Genomic DNA, 23689 nt, shown 5'->3' with positions numbered 1-23689 from the left:
CCGCGATGCAGAATCGGCGGCTTTACCCGATGAGTATTTACCATCGAGCAATATTGCAACCCATTTTGACTTCATTTTGTAATTTTATGACCCAGCAGTTGCAGAAATTTATTTTGCAGGCGCAGCGAGAGCCTGTTCCGCATTCAGTGGAGCAGAGGCCGCATAGTAATCGAGAAGATCAACCCTTTGACCAGACGACGATATTTTTCCGCCCTCGCGTTTAAGAATACGACGATCCACCAATTGCTGGATGGCAGCCTCGATTGCACTGCGTTCTAAAGGTGTGGGATTTCCGTTACCTCGCAGCAACTGATTAATCAGAGCCACCGCATCATCCTCGGGGATTTCCCCCTTTTCGCGTATCAACCAGCACGCGGCAGGTCCAGGCACCAATGGAATCGCTTTCCCGATGCCCGCCATTAGATCGCGCGCCAGATCGGTCATCAGGTTGGCTTCGTGGTCTGCACGGAAGGCCCGAAGCGATACAGGCTCTCCATACCGCACTGAGGCTATACCGAAACGCTGATAGCGACCAACCAGCCGGCGCCCTATCTGTTTGAGAATCCACCAGGCGATCACCCCGATTCTGGCACGAAACCGGCGTTCGTTGCCCAGCGCCGCCTTAGTGAGGATCGTATCCTCAAGCACCCGGTCGTAATTCAGGGCGACTGGCACGAACACAACGTCCCGCCCCTCGGGGCTGGTGGCGTCGATGATGTATTTGAGCAAACCCAGCTTAGGTCGCCCCAGCGCTCCAGTCAGACTTAGACCGCCCTCAGGGAACATGGCCTGCGTCACGCCCGCCTCGGTCGCGTGGCGCACGTAACAGGCCAGCACCTGCCGATACAGTTCACTGCCTGATTTGCGGCGAATAAAGTAAGCCCCCATTGCGCGGATCAAACGGCTGAGCGGCCAGACACGTGCCCATTCGCCCACAGCATAGGACAGCGCCGATTGCTGCGCTGCCAGATAAGTCACCAACACATAATCCATGTTGCTGCGGTGGTTCATGACGAAAACAACCGTGGCCTCGGGGTCAATATTACGCAGTGCGTCTTCGTCCACATAGCTTAGGCGAACGTTGTAAAATGCATTGCTCAGCATGCGGGTCAGGCGGATGGCGACGCTAAAATAGGCCACAGCCGAAAAGGATGGGACGATCTCGCGTGCGTACCGGCGGGCGGTTTCAAAGGCCACAGCCTCAGGGACACGTTCCTCCCGTGCAAAGTTCTGAACCGCCTGCCCCACCTGAGGGTCGTAGATCAGGCGTTGGATCATGTCGTGCCGATGCGCCAGCTTGAACGGCTGGATCGGCCGTTGCAGGCGTTTGTTCAGACGCTTGACCGCCCGCTCCAGTCGACGGCGAAAAAACCAACGCACCGAAGGAAACAGAAAATGCGAGGCAAGAGTGACCGCGGCAAAAACCAGGATCAGCAAAAACAGCCAAAGCGGAAGTTCCACGGTCTGAGTCATGCGCGCACCCTGCCACCAATCCGGGCCGCCTACAATCTGAAGAACTCGACATGCCGCAACGCAGCGAATTGACATGTCCCGAAAATTGCGCTTAAGAAGCTTCAAGCGTAATTTTCTTACCCACACGATACACGAGGCCCCGATATGACGCAGACGCAGAAAGATCGCCCCTGGCTCATCCGAACCTATGCCGGTCATTCCACCGCCAAGGCTTCGAATGCGCTGTATCGTGGCAACCTGGCCAAGGGTCAGACGGGACTGTCGGTGGCCTTCGATCTGCCAACGCAGACCGGATATGACAGCGACCACACGCTGGCACGCGGCGAGGTGGGCAAGGTTGGCGTGCCAATCAGCCATCTGGGCGACATGCGGGTTTTGTTCGACCAGATTCCACTGGAACAGATGAACACCTCGATGACAATTAACGCGACGGCGCCTTGGTTGCTGGCGCTTTATATCGCTGTGGCCGAGGAACAGGGTGCGGATGTCTCAAAGCTGCAGGGCACGGTTCAGAACGATCTGATCAAGGAATATCTGAGCCGTGGTACATATGTCTGCCCGCCGAAACCGTCGCTGAAGATGATCGCGGACGTGGCCGAATATTGCTATACCAACGTGCCCAAATGGAACCCGATGAACGTGTGTTCCTATCACCTGCAAGAGGCCGGCGCGACGCCGGAACAAGAACTCGCCTATGCGCTGGCCACTGCCATCGCCGTACTGGATGAGCTGCGCCCCCGCGTCCCGGCCGAGGATTTCCCGGCGCTTTGTGGACGCATTTCGTTCTTTGTGAACGCGGGCATCCGCTTTGTCACCGAGATGTGCAAAATGCGCGCCTTTGTCGATCTTTGGGATGAGATTCTTCAACAGCGCTATGGTGTCGAGAACCCGAAATTCCGCCGGTTCCGCTATGGCGTTCAGGTGAACTCGCTGGGCCTGACCGAGCAGCAGCCCGAAAACAATGTTTACCGCATCCTGATCGAGATGCTGGCCGTGACCTTGTCGAAAAAGGCGCGTGCTCGTGCTGTGCAGCTGCCTGCGTGGAACGAGGCATTGGGCTTGCCGCGCCCGTGGGATCAGCAATGGTCGATGCGGATGCAGCAAATTCTGGCCTACGAAACCGACCTGCTGGAATATGGCGATCTGTTTGACGGCAACCCCGCCGTGGACGCCAAAGTTGAAGAACTGAAAGCAGGCGCACGGGCCGAGTTGGACAATCTCGAGGCGATGGGCGGCGCGGTAGCGTCGATCGAATACATGAAATCCCGTCTGGTTGACTCCAATGCCGAACGCCTGAATCGGATTGAACGGAATGAAACCGTTGTGGTCGGGGTGAACAAGTGGACTCAGGGTGAACCCTCGCCGTTGGAGACCGAAGATGGCGGCATCATGGTTGTCGACCCGGCTGTTGAGCAGGAGCAGATCGACCGCCTGAATGAATGGCGCGCAGATCGCGATGACGCAGCCGTAACGGCAGCCCTAGCTGCACTGCGTGCGGCCGCGCAATCCGGGACCAATGTCATGGAACCGTCAATCGCAGCTGCCAAGGCTGGCGTCACCACCGGTGAATGGGCCGAGGAAATGCGCAAGGTCTACGGCACCTATCGCGGCCCGACCGGCGTATCGGGCTCGGTGTCGAACAAGACCGAAGGGCTGGAGGATCTGCGCGCCGCTGTTGACGCGGTCAGTGACAAGCTGGGCCGCCGCCTGAAATTCCTGGTGGGCAAACCGGGACTGGACGGCCACTCAAACGGTGCCGAGCAAATCGCCTTCCGCGCCCGCGATTGCGGCATCGACATCAGCTATGAAGGCATTCGCCTGACTCCCGAGGAAATCGTCACCGCAGCGCTTGAAGACAAGGCCCATGTGATCGGTCTGTCGATCCTGTCGGGCAGCCACATCCCATTGGTGCAGGATGTTATGACCCGCCTGCATGAGGCCGGGTTGGACGATGTCCCCGTTGTAGTCGGAGGGATCATTCCTGATGACGATGCCGCGAAACTCAAAGCAATGGGCGTTGCCAAAATCTATACGCCCAAGAATTTTGAGTTGAACGTGATCATGGGCGATATCGTAACACTGGTCGATCCGCAAAACATCGCGGCGGAGTAATTCCGCCTTTTCTGACAATCTCCATTTCTATTGCTTTTCAGGAAGGGATAGAAAATTAGCGAAATTGGAATTACGGTGGGCCATTGCGTCCACTTGTGACGTTTTTAGGAATGGAGAAAATAGATGGCGATCAGCCTAGATAAAATGTCACGGAAAGAATTGCTGGAATTGCGTGACCAGGTGGAAGTCGCGCTTAAAAATGCAGAAAAGCGTGATCGCAAAGAGGCATTGAAAGCCGCAGAAAAAGCTGCCGCGGAGTTTGGGTTTTCTCTATCGGACCTTTCAGGCACCAGTGCAAAACAGCCCAAAAGCCCGAAAGCCAACGCAAAGTACAAAAATCCATCCAACCCCGAGCAAACCTGGTCGGGCCGAGGCCGCAAGCCGCAATGGGTTCATGATGCTATGAAAGCCGGCGCTGATATTTCGGATTTGGAAATCTGATAGGAATTTAGTGAAAAATGACAATTCATATTGGCGCGGAAAAAGGTGAAATTGCTGAAACCGTTTTAATGCCGGGTGATCCGTATCGGGCGAAATGGGCAGCCGAAACCTTTTTGCAGGATGCCCGGCTTGTCAATAACGTTCGGGGCATGTTGGGTTTCACCGGAACCTGGAAGGGAAACCCGGTTACGATTCAGGGCAGCGGCATGGGCATGCCGTCTCTGTCGATCTACGCCAATGAACTGATCCGCGATTTTGGTGCTAAAACCCTAATCCGCATCGGATCGTGCGGCGGAATGCAGGACAGCGTCGGCATCCGTGACGTGATTCTGGCGATGACGTCGACCACGCTTAGCACGCCATCGCGCGGTATTCTGAAAGAACTAAACTTTGCCCCTTGCGCCGATTGGAGCTTGCTTCAGGCCGCAGCACAGGCTGCTGCTGCGAAGGGGACACCCACCCATATCGGCGGGATTTATTCCTCGGACGTGTTCTATGACGAGCGCCCCGATCTGAACGAACAGATGGTGCGTCACGGCATTCTGGGGGTCGAAATGGAGGCCGCCGAGCTATACATCCTGGCTGCTCGTCACAACTGCCGCGCACTCGCCGTTCTGACCGTGTCCGATCACCTACTGACGGGTGAGGCCTTGCCGTCGTCCGAACGTGAAAGCAGTTTTGGCGACATGGTTGAAATCGCATTGCAAGCGGCATTTCCTGACGCTGCTTAATCACAGACAGGGCGCAAGTTCGCCCTGCTCTTTTATTTTCCTTTCAGGCAACTGGTCGGCGTTTCCTCGCCCTCTTGCTGTGCCCCACAATAAGCACAAATCCAGACACCTTCCTTGCGGTGCTGTCGCCATCGGCAGTCGCGCGTCAAAGAAGACGTCCGTGACCGCCATATAAAATAGGCGAACACTCCGGCCGCCAGCACTAACAACAGAATGGGCATATCTATGCATTGCCCAATCCATGGATAATTTCAAGCGTCAGGCAGCGTTTGCGTATTCGAATAGCTCAGGCTCTCGCTCTTCACTCACCGGCACAGGTTCCGGGGTGTAATAGGCCCAGGCTTGTTCCAGCAGTTCCAGAGCCTCAGCGGCGTTTGTTTTTGTGTTTTGCGTGCTCATCCGAGTGATCCTGTATAAGGTCGTTCACTCCTCCCCAGCTCAAGGATTAAGCTGTCAAACGGCTTTGCTCATCACATCTTTTTGCAATCTTGATATGCTAGTAGCGCATAAAAGGCTGGCATTTTCATCTGCCAGCCTTAATTTTTGGCCTGCTACGCGGTCATACAAGCATTCGCCTTAGCGGCTTGTTCTTCACTGACACCGTTACCGGGAACGAATACCTCGGTCTGTTTACCATCCTGAAGGGTGTATTGAGTGGTAAATGGCTCCCCAATTTCCGCCTGTTTTGCGCAATCTACCTGCTTAAAAGCAAGCGCCGCCCGATCGCCACCTGATCCGCCACACGCCGAAAGAACAGTGATCGCAGAAATAGACAGGGCTTTTAGTAGTGTTTGGGTCATTGATGTACTCCGATATTTCAATGCTCGCATAACACGAAAAAACCCGGGGTGTTTCCATCCCGGGTTTTGTCTTTTTTTATGGGTGTCATTAAACGGAGCGATCGACCATCATTTTCTTGATCTCGGCAATCGCCTTGGCCGGGTTCAGACCCTTCGGGCAGGTCTTGGCACAGTTCATGATGGTGTGGCAACGATACAGCTTGAAGGGATCTTCCAGCTCGTCCAAACGCTCACCTGTAGCCTCATCGCGGCTGTCGATGATCCAGCGATAGGCATGCAGCAGCGCAGCGGGTCCAAGATAGCGGTCGCCGTTCCACCAGTAACTCGGGCACGAGGTTGAGCAGCTGGCGCACATCACGCATTCATACAGACCATCCAGCTTCTTGCGGTCTTCGATCGACTGCTTCCACTCTTTCGCGGGGCGGTTGGTCTTGGTTTCCAGCCACGGCATGATGGATGCGTGCTGAGCATAGAAATGCGTCAGGTCAGGAATCAGGTCCTTGACAACCGGCATATGCGGCAGCGGATAGATCTTCACGTCGCCCTTGATCTCATCCATGCCATAGATACAGGCCAGCGTGTTGATCCCGTCGATATTCATCGCGCAGGAGCCACAGATCCCTTCGCGGCACGACCGGCGGAAGGTCAACGTCGGGTCAATCTCGTTCTTGATCTTGATCAACGCGTCCAGAACCATCGGGCCGCAGCTGTCCATATCCACGAAATAGGTGTCGAGATGAGGGTTTTTGCCGTCTTCCGGGTTCCAGCGATAGATCTGGAACTTGCGCACATTGGTTGCGCCTTCCGGCTTGGGCCAGGTTTTGCCCGTCGTGATGCGCGAATTCTTGGGGAGGGTTAGTTGTACCATAAGTTCCTCTCCTTAGAACGTCCGCGCCTTGGGCGCGATTTTCTTGAGGCTAATACCGCCTTCGTCTTCGGTGGTCAGCGGATCGGCGATGACCGGGCGATAGCTGAGTTCAACCTTGTTGCCCTCGACCCGCGACACAGTGTGAACGCGCCAGTTTTCGTCGTCACGCTCGGTAAAGTCCTCATGCGCGTGGGCACCGCGGGATTCCTTACGCGCCTCGGCACCGACGATAGTGGCCAGCGCACTTGGCATAAGGTTGGTCAGTTCCAGCGTTTCCATCAGGTCACTGTTCCACACCAGCGAGCGGTCAGTGACTTTCAGGTCGTCCATCTTGGCCGCGATCACCGTCATCTTCTCGACGCCTTCGGCCATGGTCTTGGCGGTCCGGAACACGGCTGCGTCTTCCTGCATGGTCCGCTGCATCTCAAGCCGCAGATCGGCTGTGGGGATCGCGCCGCTGGCATTGCGCACGGCATCGAACCGGTCAAACGCCTTGTCGACCGAAGCCTGGTTCAGAACCGGGTTCGACGCTTTGGCATCAACAACCTCACCGGCCCGGATCGCAGCCGCGCGGCCAAACACCACAAGGTCAATCAGCGAGTTAGAGCCCAGACGGTTCGCGCCGTGGACCGAGGCACATCCCGCCTCACCCACGGCCATCAGGCCCGGAACAACAGCGGTCGGGTTGTCGGCGGTCGGGTTCAGAACCTCACCCCAATAGTTGGTCGGGATACCGCCCATGTTATAATGCACGGTCGGCAGAACCGGGATCGGTTCCTTGGTCACGTCCACACCAGCGAACACGCGTGCCGATTCTGAGATGCCCGGCAGGCGTTCCGCCAGTGCCTCGGAAGGCAGGTGGCTGAGGTTCAGGTGAATGTGGTCGCCATTATCACCATGGCCACGCCCTTCGCGGATTTCCATGGTCATCGAGCGCGATACGTAATCACGCGGCGCTAGGTCCTTGTACTGGGGCGCGTAACGCTCCATGAACCGTTCACCTTCCGAGTTGGTCAGGTATCCGCCCTCACCACGCGCACCTTCGGTAATCAGGCAGCCCGAGCCGTAGATGCCGGTCGGGTGGAATTGCACGAACTCCATATCCTGCAGGGCCAGCCCAGCGCGGGCTACCATTCCGCCACCATCGCCGGTGCAGGTATGGGCCGAGGTTGCGCTGAAATAGGCGCGACCATAACCGCCGGTCGCCAGCACCACCATTTTGGCGTTAAAGACGTGCATGGTGCCATCGTCAAGCTTCCAGCAGACGACACCCTGACACTGTCCGTCATCGGACATGATCAGATCGATGGCGAAGTATTCGATGTAGAACTCGGCGTTATTCTTCAGCGACTGACCGTACAGCGTGTGCAGGATCGCGTGGCCGGTCCGGTCGGCAGCGGCACAGGTCCGCTGCACTGCGGGGCCTTCGCCAAATTCGGTGGTGTGGCCACCGAACGGTCGCTGATAGATCTTGCCTTCCTCAGTCCGGCTGAAGGGCACACCGTAGTGCTCCAGCTCGTACACTGCTTTGGGAGCCTCCCGGGCCAGATATTCCATCGCGTCGGTGTCGCCCAGCCAGTCCGAGCCCTTGACGGTGTCGTACATGTGCCACTGCCAGTGGTCTGGCCCCATGTTCGACAAAGATGCTGCGATACCGCCTTGCGCCGCAACCGTGTGCGAGCGTGTCGGGAACACTTTGGTGACGCATGCTGTGCGCAGGCCCTGTTCGGCCATGCCCAGCGTCGCCCGCAGACCCGCACCACCTGCGCCTACGACAACGACGTCGTATTCGTGGGTTTCATATTCATATGCTGCTGTCATTGTTCTTGTTCCTTACCGCGCATCACAGGGCCAGCTTCACCAAGGCAAACAGCCCGGCCGCAATCAACGTGTAGCCCAGAGCCCACATCGCAACGAGCGAGACTTTCTCGAGCACGCCATGCACATAGTCTTCGATGGTTTCCTGCGCCTCATACATCAGCTGTTGCATGCCCACGACCAAAGTCAGGGCAGTCACAATCGCTGGGAAGGGGCGGCTGAAGTAAGCCATAACTTCTTCATAGCTTCCGCCGATACCACCGCCAAAAATGATGATGAAAAGCGGGACCAGCACGGTCAGAATCATCGCCCGAACCATTGTGCGCCAATGTGTTTGTGTGCCGGATTTCCCTGCGCCCAGACCCTGCGCGCGTTTACGGTCAGTCAGATATCGCATGTGCCGTCTCCTTAGACCACAATTACGGTGATAATGGTCAGGATGGTCGCACCGACGAACATACCCAGTCCCAGTTTCTCGGCGACCTCGACGTCAAGGCAGTAGCCGAAATCCCAAAAGACGTGACGCAGACGGCCCAGCGTGTGATACCAAAGCGCCCAGGTTGCGAGGGTCAGGAGGATATCCCCGAACCAGCTGCGCAGAAATCCATCGATGGCGAGGAACGCGCTTTCCGACGTCGCTGCGGCCAGCAGCCACCAGACGACTAGGATGGCAACGGCAAATGCGCCCAATCCCGAGATACGAACCATGATTGATGATATGGACGTCATCTGAGGACGATAGATCATAATGTGTGGCGAGAGCGGGCGGTTGCCCCGATTGACATCGGCCATGTCGGCTCCTCTTTCGTTGGCTACCGGTCGTTTTACCGGATTTTGCCCTTCTGTCACGTGCTGCAAGCGCAAAAATGGGTAAAAAGAGTTCAAAAATGCAGATTTCGGCATTTTGTGATCACGCAAAATAATACTGTGATCACGAAAACCCTTCACTCCCTTGAATGTTAGCGTTTTCAGGGGAAAAGCATTGTGATCACGAATCTAGTTCGGGGAGTCCAAAGCCGCAGATTGTTGGGTAACCTCGCGCAATAGCTTCTTTCGGATCCGTTCAGGGTAATCGGAAAACCCCGCAGCGGACACCACAAAGGCCCCCTCTCCGACGATGACATTTTCAAAGAAATAGGCCGTCAGATCGGGTTCGCTTTCTTCGATGGCGATGGCGTTCACCGTCACACCGCGCGTACGTAACGCCCTGTGAGTCTCGGACGGTTCGACCCCTTCGTTCGAAACCCCATCGCCCGAGATGTCAATCAAGTGCCGTTTACAATCCGCCACCGCATCGAAACTGGCCATGGTCATCTCAAGCGCCTCGCCGATCGCGGTCGAAAAGTTACGCCAGACCCTGGGATCGTCGGCAACCTGATCGGCAAACCGTTCAAGCGTGTCAAAGCTGTCGATCCGGGTCCAGGGGATCGTCACCTTTTGACGAGAAGACCCGGTCCACTGCACCAGCATCAATTGCGCCTGCCCCCGCACCAGCGCCTCGGACACCAAAGGGTCGCGCAATCCGGCGGCCAGTCCATCCATCTGAATTCTGTATTCGGTCGTATCGACCGACCCGGACACGTCCACGGCTAACGCCAACGCCAGATCGCACGCGAACGCGGGCGGCGTCAGAACCAGGCAGGTGGCGAGTGAGCGAAGCAGAACCATGACCGCAGCCTAGCATGATAAACGCAGGCTGCGATCAAATGAATGTGGGGGTGGTCAGATTGGCATCAACGCCCAATAATCAAGGTCCAGCAAGACCTTCGACTGGTACCGACCATCTTCGTTTTTCAAATCAAACGCATCTCCGCCCTTGGTTGCAACCAGCCGCAAGCGGATGGCACCCACGCCGGACACAGCGGTTTCAGCCTTGTCCAGAACCTCGGACCAGGCCTTGATCGTGTCACCGGCGAAACAGGGGTTGGCATGGGTGCCACCGTTCAGGCCCACGATCATCTGCGCATTGGCCAGACCGTTGAACGACAATGTCCGCGCCATCGAGATCACGTGGCCGCCATAGATCAAACGACCATCGGGACGAACAGTAAGGTCGAAATGCACCTTGGCGGTGTTCTGCCACAGCCGGGTGGCCAGCATATGTTCGGCCTCTTCCACCGTCACACCGTCGACATGGTCAATGGTTTCGCCGATCTCGTAATCGCCCCAGCGATGCGCCTCACCCGCTTGGACAAAATCGTAGTTTGAAAAATCAAGCCCCGCGGGCACCACCAGATCTTTCGGTTCCAGCACCTTTTTCAGGTCCGGCACAACCGCCTCGGGTGCAGGAGCGTCGATGTTCGATTTGCGCACCATCACCCAGCGCACATATTCGATAACAACGTCATCACGCTGGTTCAGACCCCGCGTGCGCACCCAGACAACGCCGGTTTTGCCGTTCGAGTTCTGCTTGATCCCAATAACCTCGGATTCCGAACGCAGCGTATCGCCGGGGTAAACCGGTAACAGCCAGCGGCCTTCGGCATAACCCAGATTGGCCACTGCGTTCAGCGAGATATCCGGCACGGTCTTGCCAAACACCACATGGAAGGCTGCCAGATCGTCAATTGGGCTTTGCCGCAGACCGCAATTTCGGGCAAACTCATCCGACGAATACAGCGCATGCCGCGCCGGGTAGAGCGCGTGATACAGCGCCCGTTCGCCATCAGTTACGGTGCGCGGCACCGCGTGATGCAGCACCTGCCCGACAGAATAGTCCTCGAAAAAACGGCCCGGATTTGTCTTTGCCATTATTGCTGTCCCAATTTCATGTCAGGGGAATAGTCGGCCTCGACTTCTTTGGTCACGGCTTGCGCACAGCGCATCATGCGGCTGTTTTCGTCATAGGCGTAAGACGGGTCGCCATACAGCTCCCACCCTTTTGCCAACGCGTCTGACACTTTGTGGCAGAAGGCGGCGGTGTCTTCCTCGGTTAGCAGGCGATAGAGTTTTGCCATGATGTCACTTCCTTATGAGGGGAACGGAGACGGGCCAACCAGCCCGTGGATATAGCCGATCACGCCCAGCAACACGATCGAGGCCACAAAGAACATCGCGTCCTTGCCATAGGTGCCGGGTTCGCCGGGCGTCCAGTTGGGTTCGGACTTGTTGATCACGATAACCTCGACAACGGCCCAGGCCAGCAGCCCGCCAAACAAGATGATCGAAGCCAGATCGCCATTCACAAGCAGATGCGCAAAGGCCCAGAGCTTGAACCCGCCCAGCATTGGGTGACGGAGTTTGTTCAGCAGCCGCCCCTTCTTGCCCGCAGGGCTCATCATATAAATCGCGATCAACACCAGCAGGTTGTTGATGTGGATCATGAAACTGGGCGGGGCCCAGACATAGATGAAATCGGTCATGCGATAGCCGAAGATCATCAGCAGGATTGCCGCCACCAACGCCAACGCGACCGCGCCCTTGCCGGCGTTGCCCATCGCGGCACGCTGTTCTGGCATAACACGTTTGAACAGATGAGCGGCCCACCACAGTGCCACACCAAGAATCAAAAGAACAAAGCCCATGCTGGCTTACCCCGCTTGCAAAGCTGAAATCGCCTCGGCTTTTGCCAGAATTTCGCGGGCCGTTACAACATGCAGATTTTCGACAATCTTCCCATCCACGACAGCAACACCCTGCCCCTGCGCCTCGGTCTCTTCAAACGCTGCGATCTGGCGGCGGGCCAGATCGATCTCGGCATCCGAAGGAGCGAAGGCTGCATTGGTTATGTTGACTTGCGCCGGGTGGATCAACGTCTTGCCGTCAAAGCCCATGTCGCGGCCCTGTTCGCATTCTGCCGCCAGACCGTCCTCATCCTTGAACGCATTATAGACGCCATCCACGATGATCAGCCCCTCGGCCTTGGCGGCCAGCAGACACAGACCTAGCGAGGTCATCAACGGTAGGCGATCTGGACGGAATCGGGTCTGCAGGTCTTTGGCCAGATCGTTGGTGCCCATGACAAAACCGGTCATCAACGGATGTGCCGCAATCCCGGCAGCATTCAGCATTCCTAGCGGCGTTTCCATCATCGCCCAAATCGGCATGTCGCCTGTGATCTCGGCCAGCGCGTCCACGTCCGCGGCTGAATTCACCTTGGGCAATAGCACGACATCCGCGTCCATCTCATTCACGGCCTCGGCATCAGCGCGCCCCCATTCGGTGCCCAAACCGTTGATGCGCACGATCTTGACCCGCTCGCCATATCCGCCTGCAGCCAGCGCCGCATTTAGCGTTTCACGCGCATTGGCCTTTTCGTCGGCGGCAACAGCGTCCTCTAGGTCAAAGATGATCGCGTCCACCGGCAGGGTGCGGGCCTTATCCAGCGCCCGATCACGCGAGCCGGGGATATAGAGAACGGAACGATAGGGGCGCTGACGGGGGTCCATTGGCCTCTCCCTTTGAAAGAATGTTGCGCGGAATGGGGCATTTTTTGTCGGAAAGTTCAAGGGCAAAATCGCCGCGCTGCAGCATTTGCGACGCAACGTGCGGAGCCTTAACCGGATTTCTGTCCACGGAACGCACCCTGATCGTAGATAGAATCGAAAGGGGTGACTGATGAAATCGACGTTTTTCAAGATGACGATGGGCCTTGGGATCATGGTTCTGGCCGCGCAACAGGTGCAGGCCCGCACCTGTGCCCCGCGTGAGGATATGGTGAAGCGCTTAACCGAGACCTACGGCGAAACGCGCCGTGGTATCGGCATCACGCGGCAAGGGGCGGTGATGGAGGTCTTTGCTTCGGACCAAAGCGGCAGTTGGACGATCACGGTGACATTGCCGGACGGGATAACGTGTCTTGTCGCTTCGGGTCAGGCTTACGAAGATATGGCCGTGGCACTGCCGCCCAACGTCTAGGTCAGCGCATCCCAAATCAGCTTGCTGCCCGTCAAGGTCAGCAGCACATAGGCGATGCCAAAGAACAGGCGCTCGGACAACATGAAATGCGCCCGAACGCCCAGCCAAGCACCCAGGATTGCAAAGGGCGTTAGCAGAAGATCTGCCCAGGCGGTGTGCCAGGTGAACAGACCCAGATAGGCATAGGGCACAAATTTCGCGATATTGATGACCCAAAAGACCAGTACGGTTGAGGCCTGAAACTGAGTTTTTGTCAGACGCTGCGATAGCAGGTAAACCGCAGCTGGCGGACCTCCGGCATGGCTGACGAAACTTGTGAACCCGGCGATCAGACCTGCTAACAGCCCTGCAGGTGGCGGCAGGCGATTGGCAAAGCCGCGCACCCAGCCCTTGGTCTGGGAAATATGCCAGACCACAAATCCAACTGAAATCCCGCCAATCAGTAACCGCAGCAGGTCGTCATTCGTGGCTCGGTACAACCACGCCCCCAGCGCCACGCCTGGCACAGCCCCCAACATCAACAAGCGCGAATCCGGCCAACTCCAGCGTTTCCAGTAGGGTCCAAGGGTGGCCACATCGATCACCATCAGGATCGGCAACATCAGCGCAAGCGCCTGCCCGGGCTCGAGTATCAAGGCCAGAATCGACGAGGATGCAAAGGCGACGCCCGACCCGAACCCGCCCTTCGAGATACCGGCAAAGACCACCGCGGGGATCGCCACGGCAAAAAACATCAGGTTCAGCTCGAACATGCGGCATCCTGCAAATAGGCCTGTCTAAAAGGCCGTTTAGCGCAATCACCCGCCACTGCGCAAATGGTATGCGGTTGCATGCCGCGCCCAAGGGCACTTGCGCGAAACCCATTTAAGGACTAGCAAAACCGCGATTTCAAAACCGACCGGAGATAATCCAAATGGCCAGACCCAAGATCGCGCTGATCGGCGCAGGTCAGATCGGCGGCACGCTCGCCCACCTCGCAGCAATGAAAGAATTGGGTGACGTCGTCCTGTTCGACATCGCCGAAGGCACCCCCGAAGGCAAGGCGCTGGACATCGCAGAATCCGGCCCGTCCGAAGGCTTTGACGCCAAGCTGAAAGGCACCCAGTCCTACGAAGATATCGCTGGCGCAGATGTCTGCATCGTGACCGCCGGTGTGCCTCGCAAACCGGGCATGAGCCGCGACGACCTGCTGGGCATCAACCTCAAGGTCATGAAATCGGTCGGTGAAGGCATCGCCGCCAACGCCCCCGACGCGTTCGTAATCTGCATCACCAACCCGCTGGACGCGATGGTCTGGGCGCTGCGCGAATTCTCGGGCCTGCCGCACAACAAAGTCTGCGGTATGGCGGGTGTTCTGGATTCGGGCCGCTTTGCCCATTTCCTAGCCGAAGAGTTCAACGTCTCGATGAAAGACGTCACCGCGTTCGTTCTGGGCGGCCATGGCGACACCATGGTGCCGTCGGTCCGTTACTCGACCGTTGCAGGTATCCCGCTGCCCGATCTGGTTGAAATGGGCTGGACCACGCAAGACAAGCTGGACGCAATCGTGCAGCGCACCCGTGACGGCGGTGCCGAGATCGTTGGCCTGCTGAAAACCGGTTCGGCATTCTATGCCCCGGCGACGTCGGCAATCGAGATGGCCGAAGCCTATCTGAAAGACCAAAAGCGCGTCCTGCCCTGCGCCGCCTATTGTACCGGCGAACTGGGTGTTGACGGTCTGTACGTCGGCGTGCCCACCGTAATCGGCGCGGGTGGTATCGAACGAGTGGTCGACATCAAGCTCAACGAAGAAGAGCAAGCCGGTTTCGACAATTCGGTCAACGCGGTGAAAGGCCTGATCGAAGCGTGCAAAGGCATCGACAGCTCGCTGACCTAATCCTGACTGTAAGATTTCCGAAAGCCGGTCCATTTGAGGGCCGGCTTTTTTTGTTTGCCCGCTTACTCTGGTCGCACTCGAAATGTTGGCGCAAACGTTTTTAATTTTGTTTTTGAATGTGTTTTTCGCAAATTTGCTTCTTGAAACGAATCAAGCAACCGCCCAGCAAAGATTTGTGATCACACCGAAAAATACTGTGATCACAAATAGTAAAAATCTTCGTGAAAAACATCGTTTCGGTCAAAAAACCCTTTAAACTTGCCAGCTACAAACCCCTATAACGATTAAATCGCAGTCAGACGGGACAGTTCCGATGAACATTCACGAATATCAGGCCAAAGCTCTTCTTCGCAGCTATGGCGCACCGGTCTCCGAAGGTCGCGCGGTTTTGCGCGCTGAGGAAGCCAAAACCGCAGCTGGTGAACTGGACGGCCCGCTTTGGGTCGTCAAAGCGCAGATCCACGCAGGTGGCCGCGGCAAGGGGTCCTTCAAAGAAGCCGACGCTGGTGAAAAAGGCGGCGTGCGTCTGACCAAGTCGGTCGAAGAAGCCGCAGAAGAAGCCAAGAAGATGCTGGGCCGCACCCTGGTCACACATCAAACCGGTCCTGCAGGCAAACAGGTCAACCGCATTTATATCGAGGCCGGTTCTGGAATCGAGCGTGAACTGTACCTGGCCCTTTTGGTGGATCGCCAGACCAGCCGCATCTCGTTCGTGTGCTCGACCGAAGGCGGCATGGACATCGAAGAAGTAGCTGCGGCCACGCCCGAGAAAATCCTCTCCTTCTCGGTTGACCCCGCGACCGGCTATCAGCCCTATCATGGCCGCCGCATCGCGTTTTCGCTGGGTCTGCAGGGCGCGCAAGTCAAGCAATGCGTCAAGCTGATGAACCAGCTCTATAACGCCTTCGTCGAGAAGGACATGGAGATGCTGGAGATCAACCCGCTGATCGTATCCGACAGCGGCGATCTCAAGGTGCTGGACGCCAAGGTCGGCTTTGACGGCAACGCGGTCTACCGCCACCCGGATATTGCCGAACTGCGCGACACGACCGAGGAAGACCCCAAGGAACTGGAAGCCTCCAAGTACGACCTGAACTACATCGCGCTGGATGGTGAGATCGGCTGCATGGTCAACGGTGCCGGTCTGGCGATGGCCACCATGGACATCATCAAGCTGTATGGGGCCGAGCCTGCAAACTTCCTCGACGTGGGTGGCGGCGCCACCAAAGAGAAAGTGACCGAGGCGTTCAAGATCATCACCAGCGACCCGCAGGTCAAAGGCATTCTGGTTAACATCTTCGGCGGCATCATGCGCTGTGATGTGATTGCCGAGGGCGTTGTCGCCGCGGTGAAAGAGGTCGGCCTGCAGGTTCCGCTGGTCGTGCGTCTGGAAGGCACGAATGTCGAGAAAGGCAAAGAGATCATCAACACCTCTGGCCTGGACGTGATCGCGGCGGACAACCTGAAAGACGGTGCCGAGAAGATCGTGAAGGCGGTTAAGGGTTGAAGGCCCCGAGCCGCATAACTCTGCTGTCTGGGTCGTTGCTCGCAGGTTTTCTATTATCAGCTTGCAGTGAAAGCTCTGTGGAACAGTCTACCGAAGCAAGTATTGCCCAGCAGGCGACATTTGCCTTCTCGAACACGTGTCTGGCTAGCTTGCCAGACTTCGAGAGCTATCGGTCGAATGCCCGCAAAGCTTCGCTTCGGTCGTCTGGCGACAGTGGCAATATTCGATCAGTGTATCTGGTTCCAAACAGCCCAGTCTTCGTGGGCTTGATGGATTTGCCGGGCGCTTCTGACGTCGAAGTATGCGGTTTGCGTGTAAAAAGTTCAGAGATGCCGTCCTCCTTTGGGACGGAAATTCTTGATGCAGCCCGCTCGGTGACAGGTTCAGGATCAGAAAAACAATTCGCGTCCGAGAGGTTCGAGTATGCCATTCAACTCTCAAACGGCAGCCTGCTAACACACGATGTAAAGGAATTCGGAAACACATACAGCAATGTGTTTCTAATCACCCACCCCGTTCCCAGAGAAAGAGTGCCGTCTCTACTAAGTGACGAATAGCTCCTTCTCCGACCAAAATCACAAAGGAGAACGCCAAATGGCAGTCCTCATCGACGAAAATACCAAAGTGATCTGTCAGGGCTTTACCGGCTCGCAGGGCACATTCCACTCTGAACAAGCCATCGCCTATGGCACCAAGATGGTCGGCGGCGTGACCCCCGGCAAAGGCGGGATGGAGCATCTTGACCTGCCGGTGTTCAACTCGGTCCACGAAGCCAAACATGTGACCGAAGCCAATGCCTCGGTGATCTACGTGCCGCCGCCCTTTGCAGCGGACTCGATCCTTGAAGCGATTGATGCCGAGATGGAAGTGATCGTCTGTATCACCGAAGGCATCCCGGTTCTGGACATGATGAAGGTGAAGCGCGCGCTGGAAGGTTCAAGCTCGCGCCTGATCGGCCCGAACTGCCCCGGTGTCATCACGCCCGACGCCTGCAAGATCGGCATCATGCCCGGCCACATCCACAAGCGCGGCTCGGTCGGCGTTGTGTCGCGTTCGGGCACCCTGACTTATGAGGCCGTCAAGCAGACCACCGATGTGGGTCTGGGCCAGTCCACCTGCGTCGGCATCGGAGGTGACCCGATCAAAGGCACCGAGCATATCGACGTGCTGGAATGGTTCCTGGCCGATGATGAAACCGAGTCGATCATCATGATCGGTGAGATCGGTGGCTCGGCCGAGGAAGAAGCCGCGCAGTTCCTGGCGGATGAAGCCAAGAAGGGCCGCAAGAAGCCGACGGCGGGTTTCATCGCAGGCCGCACAGCCCCTCCGGGCCGCCGCATGGGCCACGCAGGCGCGATTGTCGCCGGCGGTAAAGGCGGAGCCGAGGACAAGATCGAAGCGATGCGCTCGGCCGGTATCGTCGTGGCCGAAAGCCCGGCGCAGCTGGGTGAGGCTGTTCTGGAAGCGATTGGGTAAGTGATCGCTTGCCGGGCATACGCTCTGAGGGCTGCGCCCGGAAAGAGGGTGGGCGAAAAACGCCCGCCCTTCTCGCCTTTGACGAATCTTTGGTCCCTGCTTTTGGCGGCAACTCTTGAATTCTCTGCATCAGGGCAAGCCGAAGCAAAAGATTGTAGCGTTCTTACCGGCTGGACAAGCGAGGGACAATTCATCCGGGACAAGACTTGCGAAACTCACTACATCGCCAAAGAAAGAGGGTTTTCCGAGCTAAAATTGTCCAGAAGCCAGAAGTACCAGTTTCGCTTTCGAGCAAGTAAAAACTCCACCAAAGATGTGATCGTAAACCACGTGGGTTATGTTTGCGGATTGGTCGGCAGCGACAGCGCTGTTTTTACTGCCAACCGAGGTAAACGGAACTCTCTTGTCGTATCTTTTTCCTGTGGTGGAATAGTTGGGTGAGTGACCAGATATGACCTTCTCTGACGCCGTCCGCACCTGTTTCTCCAAGTTCTTCACCTTCTCGGGTCGTGCTTCGCGGCCCGAATACTGGTTCTTTTTCCTGTTCATCGTGATCTGGAGCTTTATCGCCGGGATCATCGACGCACAGTTCTTCACGCAGGTTGCGGTAAGTGAAACCGAAACGTCCAAATCCGTCACTGCCACGTCCTCGGCACCGGTGCAAAGCATCGTCAGCCTGATTGTGTTTATCCCGCATCTGGCCGTCGCGTGGCGGCGGATGCATGACACCGGGCGCAGTGGACTTTACGCTCTACTGCCGATCCTGCTGATCCTCGGGGCCTTTGCGGTTCTGATCTTTGGCATCGGCCTCGCCTCGCATTTCCAGCACGGCGGCAGCCTGGACATACTGTTCACCCACGCCACTTTGCTGATCGTCCTTCCGACACTGCTGATCCTGTTTGTGTCGCCCCTCCTGGTTCTGTGGTGGCTGACCCGCCCGTCTCAACCAGGCACCAACCAATACGGTCCCAACCCATATGAGGTAGCCCAATGACCGAACATACGCCCAATTCCGCGTTTCACGCCTCAAGCTTTATGCAGGGGCACAATGCCGAATATCTGGAGCAGCTCTATGCCCAGTACACCAAGAACCCCGGTGCGGTAGACGCCGCCTGGGCCGAGTTCTTCAAGGCTATGGGTGACGCCACGCCGGACGTTCAGCGCGAGGCTGAGGGGCCGTCCTGGGCGCGCACCGACTGGCCGCCAATGCCGGCCGATGACCTGACCAGCGCGCTGACCGGCGAATGGGCCGAGATCGACGCCAAGGCTGCGGGCCAAAAGATCAAGGACAAAGCCGCGGACAAGGGCGTCAAGGTCAGCGACGATCAGATCAAGCGCGCGGTGCTAGACAGTTTGCGGGCGTTGATGCTGATCCGGGCGTACCGGATTCGAGGTCACCTGGCCGCCAATCTGGACCCCCTGGGCATGCGCACCGCCAGCACGCATCCCGAGCTGGACCCCAAGACCTATGGCTTTACCGAATCCGACATGGATCGGCCGATCTTTATCGACAACGTGCTGGGCCTGCAGATGGCCAGCATGCGCCAGATCGTCGAGATCGTGAAGCGCACCTATTGTGGCACATTCGCGCTGCAATACATGCATATCTCTGACCCCGAACAGGCCGCGTGGCTGAAGGAACGGATCGAAGGCTATGGAAAGGAAATCGCCTTCACCAAGGAAGGCCGCAAGGCGATCCTGAACAAGATGGTCGAGGCCGAGGGTTTCGAGAAATTCCTGCACGTCAAATATATGGGCACCAAACGCTTTGGTCTTGACGGCGGCGAGGCGCTGATCCCGGCGATGGAGCAGATCATCAAGCGCGGTGGCGCCCTGGGCGTCCGGGACATCGTCATCGGCATGCCGCACCGGGGCCGTCTGAACATTCTGGCCAACGTGATGCGCAAGCCTTATCGCGCGATTTTCAACGAATTCCAGGGCGGCAGCTTCAAGCCCGAGGATGTGGATGGTTCGGGAGATGTGAAGTATCACCTCGGCGCGTCCAGCGACCGTGAGTTTGATGGCAACTCTGTTCACCTATCGCTGACCGCGAACCCCTCGCACCTTGAGGCGGTGAACCCGGTGGTGCTGGGCAAGGTCCGCGCCAAACAGGACCAGTTGAAAGATGACGACCGCACCACGGTGATGGGCATCCTGCTGCACGGCGATGCGGCATTTGCCGGTCAGGGTGTGGTGGCCGAAGGCTTTGGCCTGTCGGGTCTGCGTGGGCACAAAACCGGCGGCACTATGCATATCGTGGTCAACAACCAGATCGGTTTCACCACCGCGCCGCACTTCTCTCGCTCCAGCCCCTATCCCACGGATATCGCGCTGATGGTTGAGGCACCAATCTTTCACGTTAACGGCGACGACCCCGAAGCGGTTGTACACGCCGCCAAGGTCGCGACCGAGTTCCGCCAGAAGTTCCACAAAGACGTGGTCATCGACATCTTCTGCTATCGCCGGTTTGGTCACAACGAGGGCGACGAGCCCATGTTCACCAACCCGATCATGTACAAGAAGATCAAAACCCATAAGACCACGCTGTCGTTGTACACCGAGCGTCTGGTCAAAGACGGCCTGATCCCCGAGGGTGAGATCGAGGACATGAAAGCCGCCTTCCAGGCCCATCTGAATGATGAGTTCGACGCGGGCAAAGACTATAAACCCAACAAGGCCGATTGGCTGGACGGGCGCTGGTCGCATCTGGACAAAAACAAAGAAGAATATGTCCGTGGCGAAACTGCCATTACTCCGGACACTCTGACCGAGATCGGCAAGGCCCTGACGCACGCACCTGCCGACGTCGCCCTGCACAAGACCGTGGGCCGATTGCTCGATCACAAAAAGAAGATGTTCGACAGCGGCAAGGGCTTCGACTGGGCCACGGGCGAAGCACTGGCCTTTGGCTCGCTGCTGACCGAAGGGTTCCCGGTGCGCCTGTCCGGACAGGACGCGACACGCGGCACCTTCAGCCAGCGCCACTCGGGCTTTGTGCACCAGGAAAGCGAAGAGCGGTATTACCCGCTGAACAACATCCGCGCGGGCCAGTCGCATTACGAAGTGATCGACTCGATGCTGTCCGAATATGCGGTGCTGGGTTTCGAATACGGCTATTCGCTGGCTGAACCTAACGCTCTGACCCTGTGGGAGGCGCAGTTCGGTGACTTTGCCAACGGCGCGCAGATCATGTTCGATCAGTTCATCAGCTCGGGCGAAAGCAAATGGCTGCGCATGTCCGGTCTGGTCTGTCTGCTGCCGCACGGGTTCGAAGGGCAAGGCCCCGAACACTCGTCCGCGCGGCTTGAGCGGTTCCTGCAGATGTGCGGTCAGGACAACTGGATCGTGGCGAACTGTACGACGCCCGCGAACTATTTCCACATCCTGCGCCGTCAGCTGCACCGGACGTTCCGCAAACCGCTGATTCTGGTGACGCCGAAATCGCTGCTGCGGCACAAGCTGGCGGTCAGCACTGCCGACGAATTCACCACCGGATCCAGCTTCCACCGGGTGCTGTGGGATGACGCGCAACACGGCAATTCGGACACCAAACTGGTCAAGGATGACAAGATCAAGCGGGTCGTGATGTGTTCCGGCAAGGTCTATTATGATCTGCTGGAAGAACGCGACGCCCGCGGGATCGACGATGTCTACCTGATGCGGATCGAGCAGTTCTACCCCTTCCCCGCCCACTCGCTGATCAACGAGCTTGAGCGTTTCAAAGGGGCCGAGATGGTCTGGTGTCAGGAAGAACCCAAGAACCAGGGCGCCTGGACCTTTATCGAACCCAATATCGAATGGGTGCTGACCCGCATCGGCGCCAAAAACACACGGCCGCGCTATGTTGGCCGCGCAACCTCGGCTTCGCCCGCGACGGGTCTGGCCAGCCAACACAAAGCTCAACAAGAGGCGCTTGTGAACGAAGCGCTGAGCCTCGAAGGAAAGTAAACGATGACCATTGAAGTTCGTGTACCTACGCTAGGCGAATCCGTCACAGAAGCTACGGTAGCCACCTGGTTCAAGAAACCCGGTGACGCTGTGGCCGTGGATGAGATGCTCTGTGAGCTTGAAACCGATAAAGTAACGGTCGAGGTTCCGGCCCCCGCCTCCGGTGTGATGGGCGAAATCGTCGCCGCCGAAGGTGAAACCGTGGGCGTTGACGCATTGCTGGCCACCATCACTGCAGGCGAAGGTGCCGCACCGGCCCCTGCCGCAGCCCCGGCCCCTGCTGTTGCGCCCGCTCCGGCCGCTAGTGGTGGCAGCGTCGATGTGATGGTGCCCACTCTGGGTGAATCCGTAACCGAGGCTACCGTTTCGACCTGGTTCAAACAGGTTGGCGATGCCGTGGCGCAGGATGAGATGTTGTGCGAGCTGGAAACCGACAAGGTTTCGGTCGAGGTTCCCGCGCCTGCTGCTGGCGTTCTGGCGGAAATCGTAGCACCTGAAGGCACCACGGTGGATGCCTCGGCCAAACTGGCCGTGATCTCGGGATCGGGTGCTGGTGCCGCCCCGACCGCAGCCCCAGCCGCTGCAGCAGCGCCTGCCGCAGCCACCGCTGGTAAAGACGTGGCCAATGCGCCTTCGGCTGAAAAAGCAATGGCCGAGGTTGGCCTGTCCGCCAATCAGGTCACCGGTACTGGTCGTGATGGCCGCATCATGAAAGAGGACGTGGCCCGCGCCGCTGCAGCCCCCGCACCAGCACCTGCTCCAGCCCCCGCACCTGCACCGCGCGCACCGGTCGCTGCTGGTGACGCGGCACGTGAGGAACGGGTCAAGATGACCCGCCTGCGCCAGACCATCGCCAAGCGTCTGAAAGACAGCCAAAACACCGCTGCCATGCTGACCACCTATAACGAGGTGGACATGACCGAGGTGATGGCTCTGCGCAGCCAGTACAAAGACCAGTTCGAGAAGAAGCACGGCGTGCGTCTGGGCTTTATGTCCTTCTTCACCAAGGCCTGCTGCCACGCGCTGAAAGAAGTGCCCGAGGTCAATGCGGAAATTGACGGCACCGACATCGTCTACAAGAACTTTGTCCACATGGGCGTTGCCGCCGGAACGCCGACCGGCCTTGTGGTTCCGGTCATCCGTGACGCGGATTCGATGTCCTTTGCCGAGATCGAAAAAGCCATTGCCGAAAAGGGCAAGCGCGCCCGTGACGGCAAACTGTCGATGGAGGAAATGCAGGGCGGCACCTTCACCATCTCGAACGGTGGTGTCTATGGCTCACTGATGTCCTCGCCAATCCTGAACCCACCTCAATCGGGTATCCTGGGAATGCACAAGATTCAGGACCGCCCGATGGCGATCAACGGTCAGGTTGTAATCCGTCCGATGATGTATCTGGCCCTGTCCTATGACCACCGGATCGTTGACGGCAAAGGCGCCGTGACCTTCCTTGTTCGTGTAAAAGAGGCGCTGGAAGATCCGCGCCGCCTGCTGATGGATCTGTAATTATGGCAACTCATGTATTGTGGCAGGCCGATGTGGCCGATTTCGATGCCTGGCTGAAAGTGTTTCGTGAGGATACGCCAATGCGCAAAGCTGCGGGTATCCGCGACCTGCACGTCTGGCGTGACCCGGATCAGGCCGACCATGCCATCGCCATGTTCGAAGTCACGGATTTGGAAAAGGCACGGGCATTTTTCGGCTCTGAAGAGCTGGCGATGCACCACGAGCGGGGCGGCATTGCCCATATCACGATCAAGCTGCTGGAACCGGTTTGAAGAA

25 protein-coding genes are annotated in these 23689 nt (G+C 57.7%); 12 read left to right on the top strand and 13 right to left on the bottom strand.

Annotated elements, in window-relative coordinates:
• Positions 1–108: 108 nt before the first annotated feature.
• On the bottom strand, positions 109–1473 hold the full coding sequence (locus tag ACR0DT_RS14760; protein WP_480711480.1) for a 1-acyl-sn-glycerol-3-phosphate acyltransferase: 1365 nt from the start codon (positions 1471–1473) through the stop codon (positions 109–111).
• Positions 1474–1617: 144 nt separating this feature from the next.
• Between ACR0DT_RS14760 and ACR0DT_RS14755 the strand changes: the two genes are divergently transcribed.
• The 3 genes from ACR0DT_RS14755 to deoD all read left to right on the top strand — a co-directional run bounded on the left by ACR0DT_RS14755 (position 1618) and on the right by deoD (position 4757).
• Complete coding sequence (locus tag ACR0DT_RS14755; RefSeq protein ID WP_480711479.1) at positions 1618–3585, top strand: methylmalonyl-CoA mutase family protein; 1968 nt, start codon at positions 1618–1620, stop codon at positions 3583–3585.
• 123 nt (positions 3586–3708) lie between these two features.
• Entirely contained in the window at positions 3709–4026 is a 318-nt protein-coding gene (locus tag ACR0DT_RS14750) for an H-NS histone family protein (protein WP_480711478.1), read from the top strand.
• 17 nt (positions 4027–4043) lie between these two features.
• Positions 4044–4757, top strand: a complete 714-nt coding sequence (deoD, locus tag ACR0DT_RS14745; protein ID WP_480711477.1) for a purine-nucleoside phosphorylase — start codon at positions 4044–4046, stop codon at positions 4755–4757.
• A gap of 258 nt (positions 4758–5015) precedes the next feature.
• Here deoD and ACR0DT_RS14740 read toward each other — a convergent pair whose 3' ends face one another.
• The 11 genes from ACR0DT_RS14740 to ACR0DT_RS14690 form a co-directional block, all read right to left on the bottom strand.
• A complete protein-coding gene (locus tag ACR0DT_RS14740) occupies positions 5016–5156 on the bottom strand; it encodes a hypothetical protein (protein WP_480711476.1) in 141 nt (46 codons plus the stop codon).
• Positions 5157–5308: 152 nt separating this feature from the next.
• On the bottom strand, positions 5309–5557 hold the full coding sequence (locus ACR0DT_RS14735) for a hypothetical protein (protein ID WP_480711475.1): 249 nt from the start codon (positions 5555–5557) through the stop codon (positions 5309–5311).
• A gap of 88 nt (positions 5558–5645) precedes the next feature.
• Positions 5646–6425, bottom strand: coding sequence for a succinate dehydrogenase iron-sulfur subunit (locus ACR0DT_RS14730; protein ID WP_480711474.1), 780 nt, complete (start codon positions 6423–6425; stop codon positions 5646–5648).
• A 12-nt stretch (positions 6426–6437) separates the two neighbouring features.
• Positions 6438–8246 (bottom strand): succinate dehydrogenase flavoprotein subunit, encoded by a 1809-nt coding sequence (gene sdhA, locus ACR0DT_RS14725; protein ID WP_480711473.1) that lies wholly within the window; start codon positions 8244–8246, stop codon positions 6438–6440.
• 22 nt (positions 8247–8268) lie between these two features.
• Positions 8269–8640, bottom strand: coding sequence for a succinate dehydrogenase, hydrophobic membrane anchor protein (locus tag ACR0DT_RS14720; RefSeq protein ID WP_480711472.1), 372 nt, complete (start codon positions 8638–8640; stop codon positions 8269–8271).
• An 11-nt stretch (positions 8641–8651) separates the two neighbouring features.
• Positions 8652–9035 (bottom strand): succinate dehydrogenase, cytochrome b556 subunit, encoded by a 384-nt coding sequence (gene sdhC / locus ACR0DT_RS14715; protein WP_480711471.1) that lies wholly within the window; start codon positions 9033–9035, stop codon positions 8652–8654.
• 204 nt (positions 9036–9239) lie between these two features.
• A complete protein-coding gene (locus ACR0DT_RS14710) occupies positions 9240–9911 on the bottom strand; it encodes a DUF1194 domain-containing protein (RefSeq protein ID WP_480711470.1) in 672 nt (223 codons plus the stop codon).
• Between the two features lie 54 nt (positions 9912–9965).
• Positions 9966–10994, bottom strand: coding sequence for a MaoC family dehydratase (locus tag ACR0DT_RS14705; protein ID WP_480711469.1), 1029 nt, complete (start codon positions 10992–10994; stop codon positions 9966–9968).
• Complete coding sequence (locus tag ACR0DT_RS14700) at positions 10994–11200, bottom strand: DUF1737 domain-containing protein (RefSeq protein ID WP_058281913.1); 207 nt, start codon at positions 11198–11200, stop codon at positions 10994–10996. Before ACR0DT_RS14700 ends, ACR0DT_RS14705 begins: the two co-directional genes overlap by 1 nt.
• Positions 11201–11212: 12 nt before the next feature.
• Positions 11213–11767: an NnrU family protein gene (locus ACR0DT_RS14695; protein WP_480711468.1), complete on the bottom strand. Its 555-nt coding sequence runs from the start codon at positions 11765–11767 to the stop codon at positions 11213–11215.
• A gap of 6 nt (positions 11768–11773) precedes the next feature.
• The gene (locus ACR0DT_RS14690) at positions 11774–12631 is read right to left on the bottom strand and encodes an HpcH/HpaI aldolase/citrate lyase family protein (protein ID WP_480711467.1); all 858 of its coding nucleotides are present in this window, start codon (positions 12629–12631) and stop codon (positions 11774–11776) included.
• Between the two features lie 169 nt (positions 12632–12800).
• Here ACR0DT_RS14690 and ACR0DT_RS14685 point away from each other — a divergent pair, with 169 nt between their 5' ends.
• Positions 12801–13100, top strand: coding sequence for a hypothetical protein (locus ACR0DT_RS14685; protein ID WP_480711466.1), 300 nt, complete (start codon positions 12801–12803; stop codon positions 13098–13100).
• Here ACR0DT_RS14685 and ACR0DT_RS14680 read toward each other — a convergent pair.
• Positions 13097–13852 (bottom strand): sulfite exporter TauE/SafE family protein, encoded by a 756-nt coding sequence (locus ACR0DT_RS14680; RefSeq protein WP_480711465.1) that lies wholly within the window; start codon positions 13850–13852, stop codon positions 13097–13099. The genes ACR0DT_RS14685 and ACR0DT_RS14680 overlap by 4 nt on opposite strands.
• A 161-nt stretch (positions 13853–14013) precedes the next feature.
• Between ACR0DT_RS14680 and mdh the strand changes: the two genes are divergently transcribed.
• From mdh to ACR0DT_RS14640, 8 genes are all read left to right on the top strand, one after another.
• On the top strand, positions 14014–14976 hold the full coding sequence (gene mdh / locus ACR0DT_RS14675; RefSeq protein WP_480711464.1) for a malate dehydrogenase: 963 nt from the start codon (positions 14014–14016) through the stop codon (positions 14974–14976).
• Between the two features lie 313 nt (positions 14977–15289).
• Positions 15290–16483 (top strand): ADP-forming succinate--CoA ligase subunit beta, encoded by a 1194-nt coding sequence (gene sucC, locus ACR0DT_RS14670; RefSeq protein ID WP_480711463.1) that lies wholly within the window; start codon positions 15290–15292, stop codon positions 16481–16483.
• Between the two features lie 594 nt (positions 16484–17077).
• Positions 17078–17959: a succinate--CoA ligase subunit alpha gene (gene sucD, locus ACR0DT_RS14665; protein ID WP_480711462.1), complete on the top strand. Its 882-nt coding sequence runs from the start codon at positions 17078–17080 to the stop codon at positions 17957–17959.
• Positions 17960–18007: 48 nt separating this feature from the next.
• Positions 18008–18400, top strand: a complete 393-nt coding sequence (locus tag ACR0DT_RS14660; RefSeq protein ID WP_480711461.1) for a hypothetical protein — start codon at positions 18008–18010, stop codon at positions 18398–18400.
• Between the two features lie 10 nt (positions 18401–18410).
• Positions 18411–18953 carry a DUF805 domain-containing protein gene (locus ACR0DT_RS14655; protein ID WP_480711460.1) on the top strand — a complete coding sequence of 181 codons (543 nt, stop codon included), beginning with the start codon at positions 18411–18413 and terminating at the stop codon, positions 18951–18953.
• Positions 18950–21907 (top strand): 2-oxoglutarate dehydrogenase E1 component, encoded by a 2958-nt coding sequence (locus tag ACR0DT_RS14650; protein ID WP_480711459.1) that lies wholly within the window; start codon positions 18950–18952, stop codon positions 21905–21907. The genes ACR0DT_RS14655 and ACR0DT_RS14650 overlap by 4 nt, the downstream gene beginning before the upstream one ends.
• Positions 21908–21910: 3 nt before the next feature.
• A complete protein-coding gene (odhB, locus tag ACR0DT_RS14645; protein ID WP_480711458.1) occupies positions 21911–23413 on the top strand; it encodes a 2-oxoglutarate dehydrogenase complex dihydrolipoyllysine-residue succinyltransferase in 1503 nt (500 codons plus the stop codon).
• Positions 23414–23415: 2 nt separating this feature from the next.
• Positions 23416–23685, top strand: a complete 270-nt coding sequence (locus ACR0DT_RS14640; protein ID WP_480711457.1) for a hypothetical protein — start codon at positions 23416–23418, stop codon at positions 23683–23685.
• The last annotated feature ends 4 nt before the right edge of the window (positions 23686–23689 follow it).

Source organism: Ruegeria sp. BI11 (assembly GCF_056538005.1).
The sequence above is the reverse complement of the archived record's forward strand: the minus strand, read 5'-3'. Positions and strand labels throughout refer to the sequence as shown.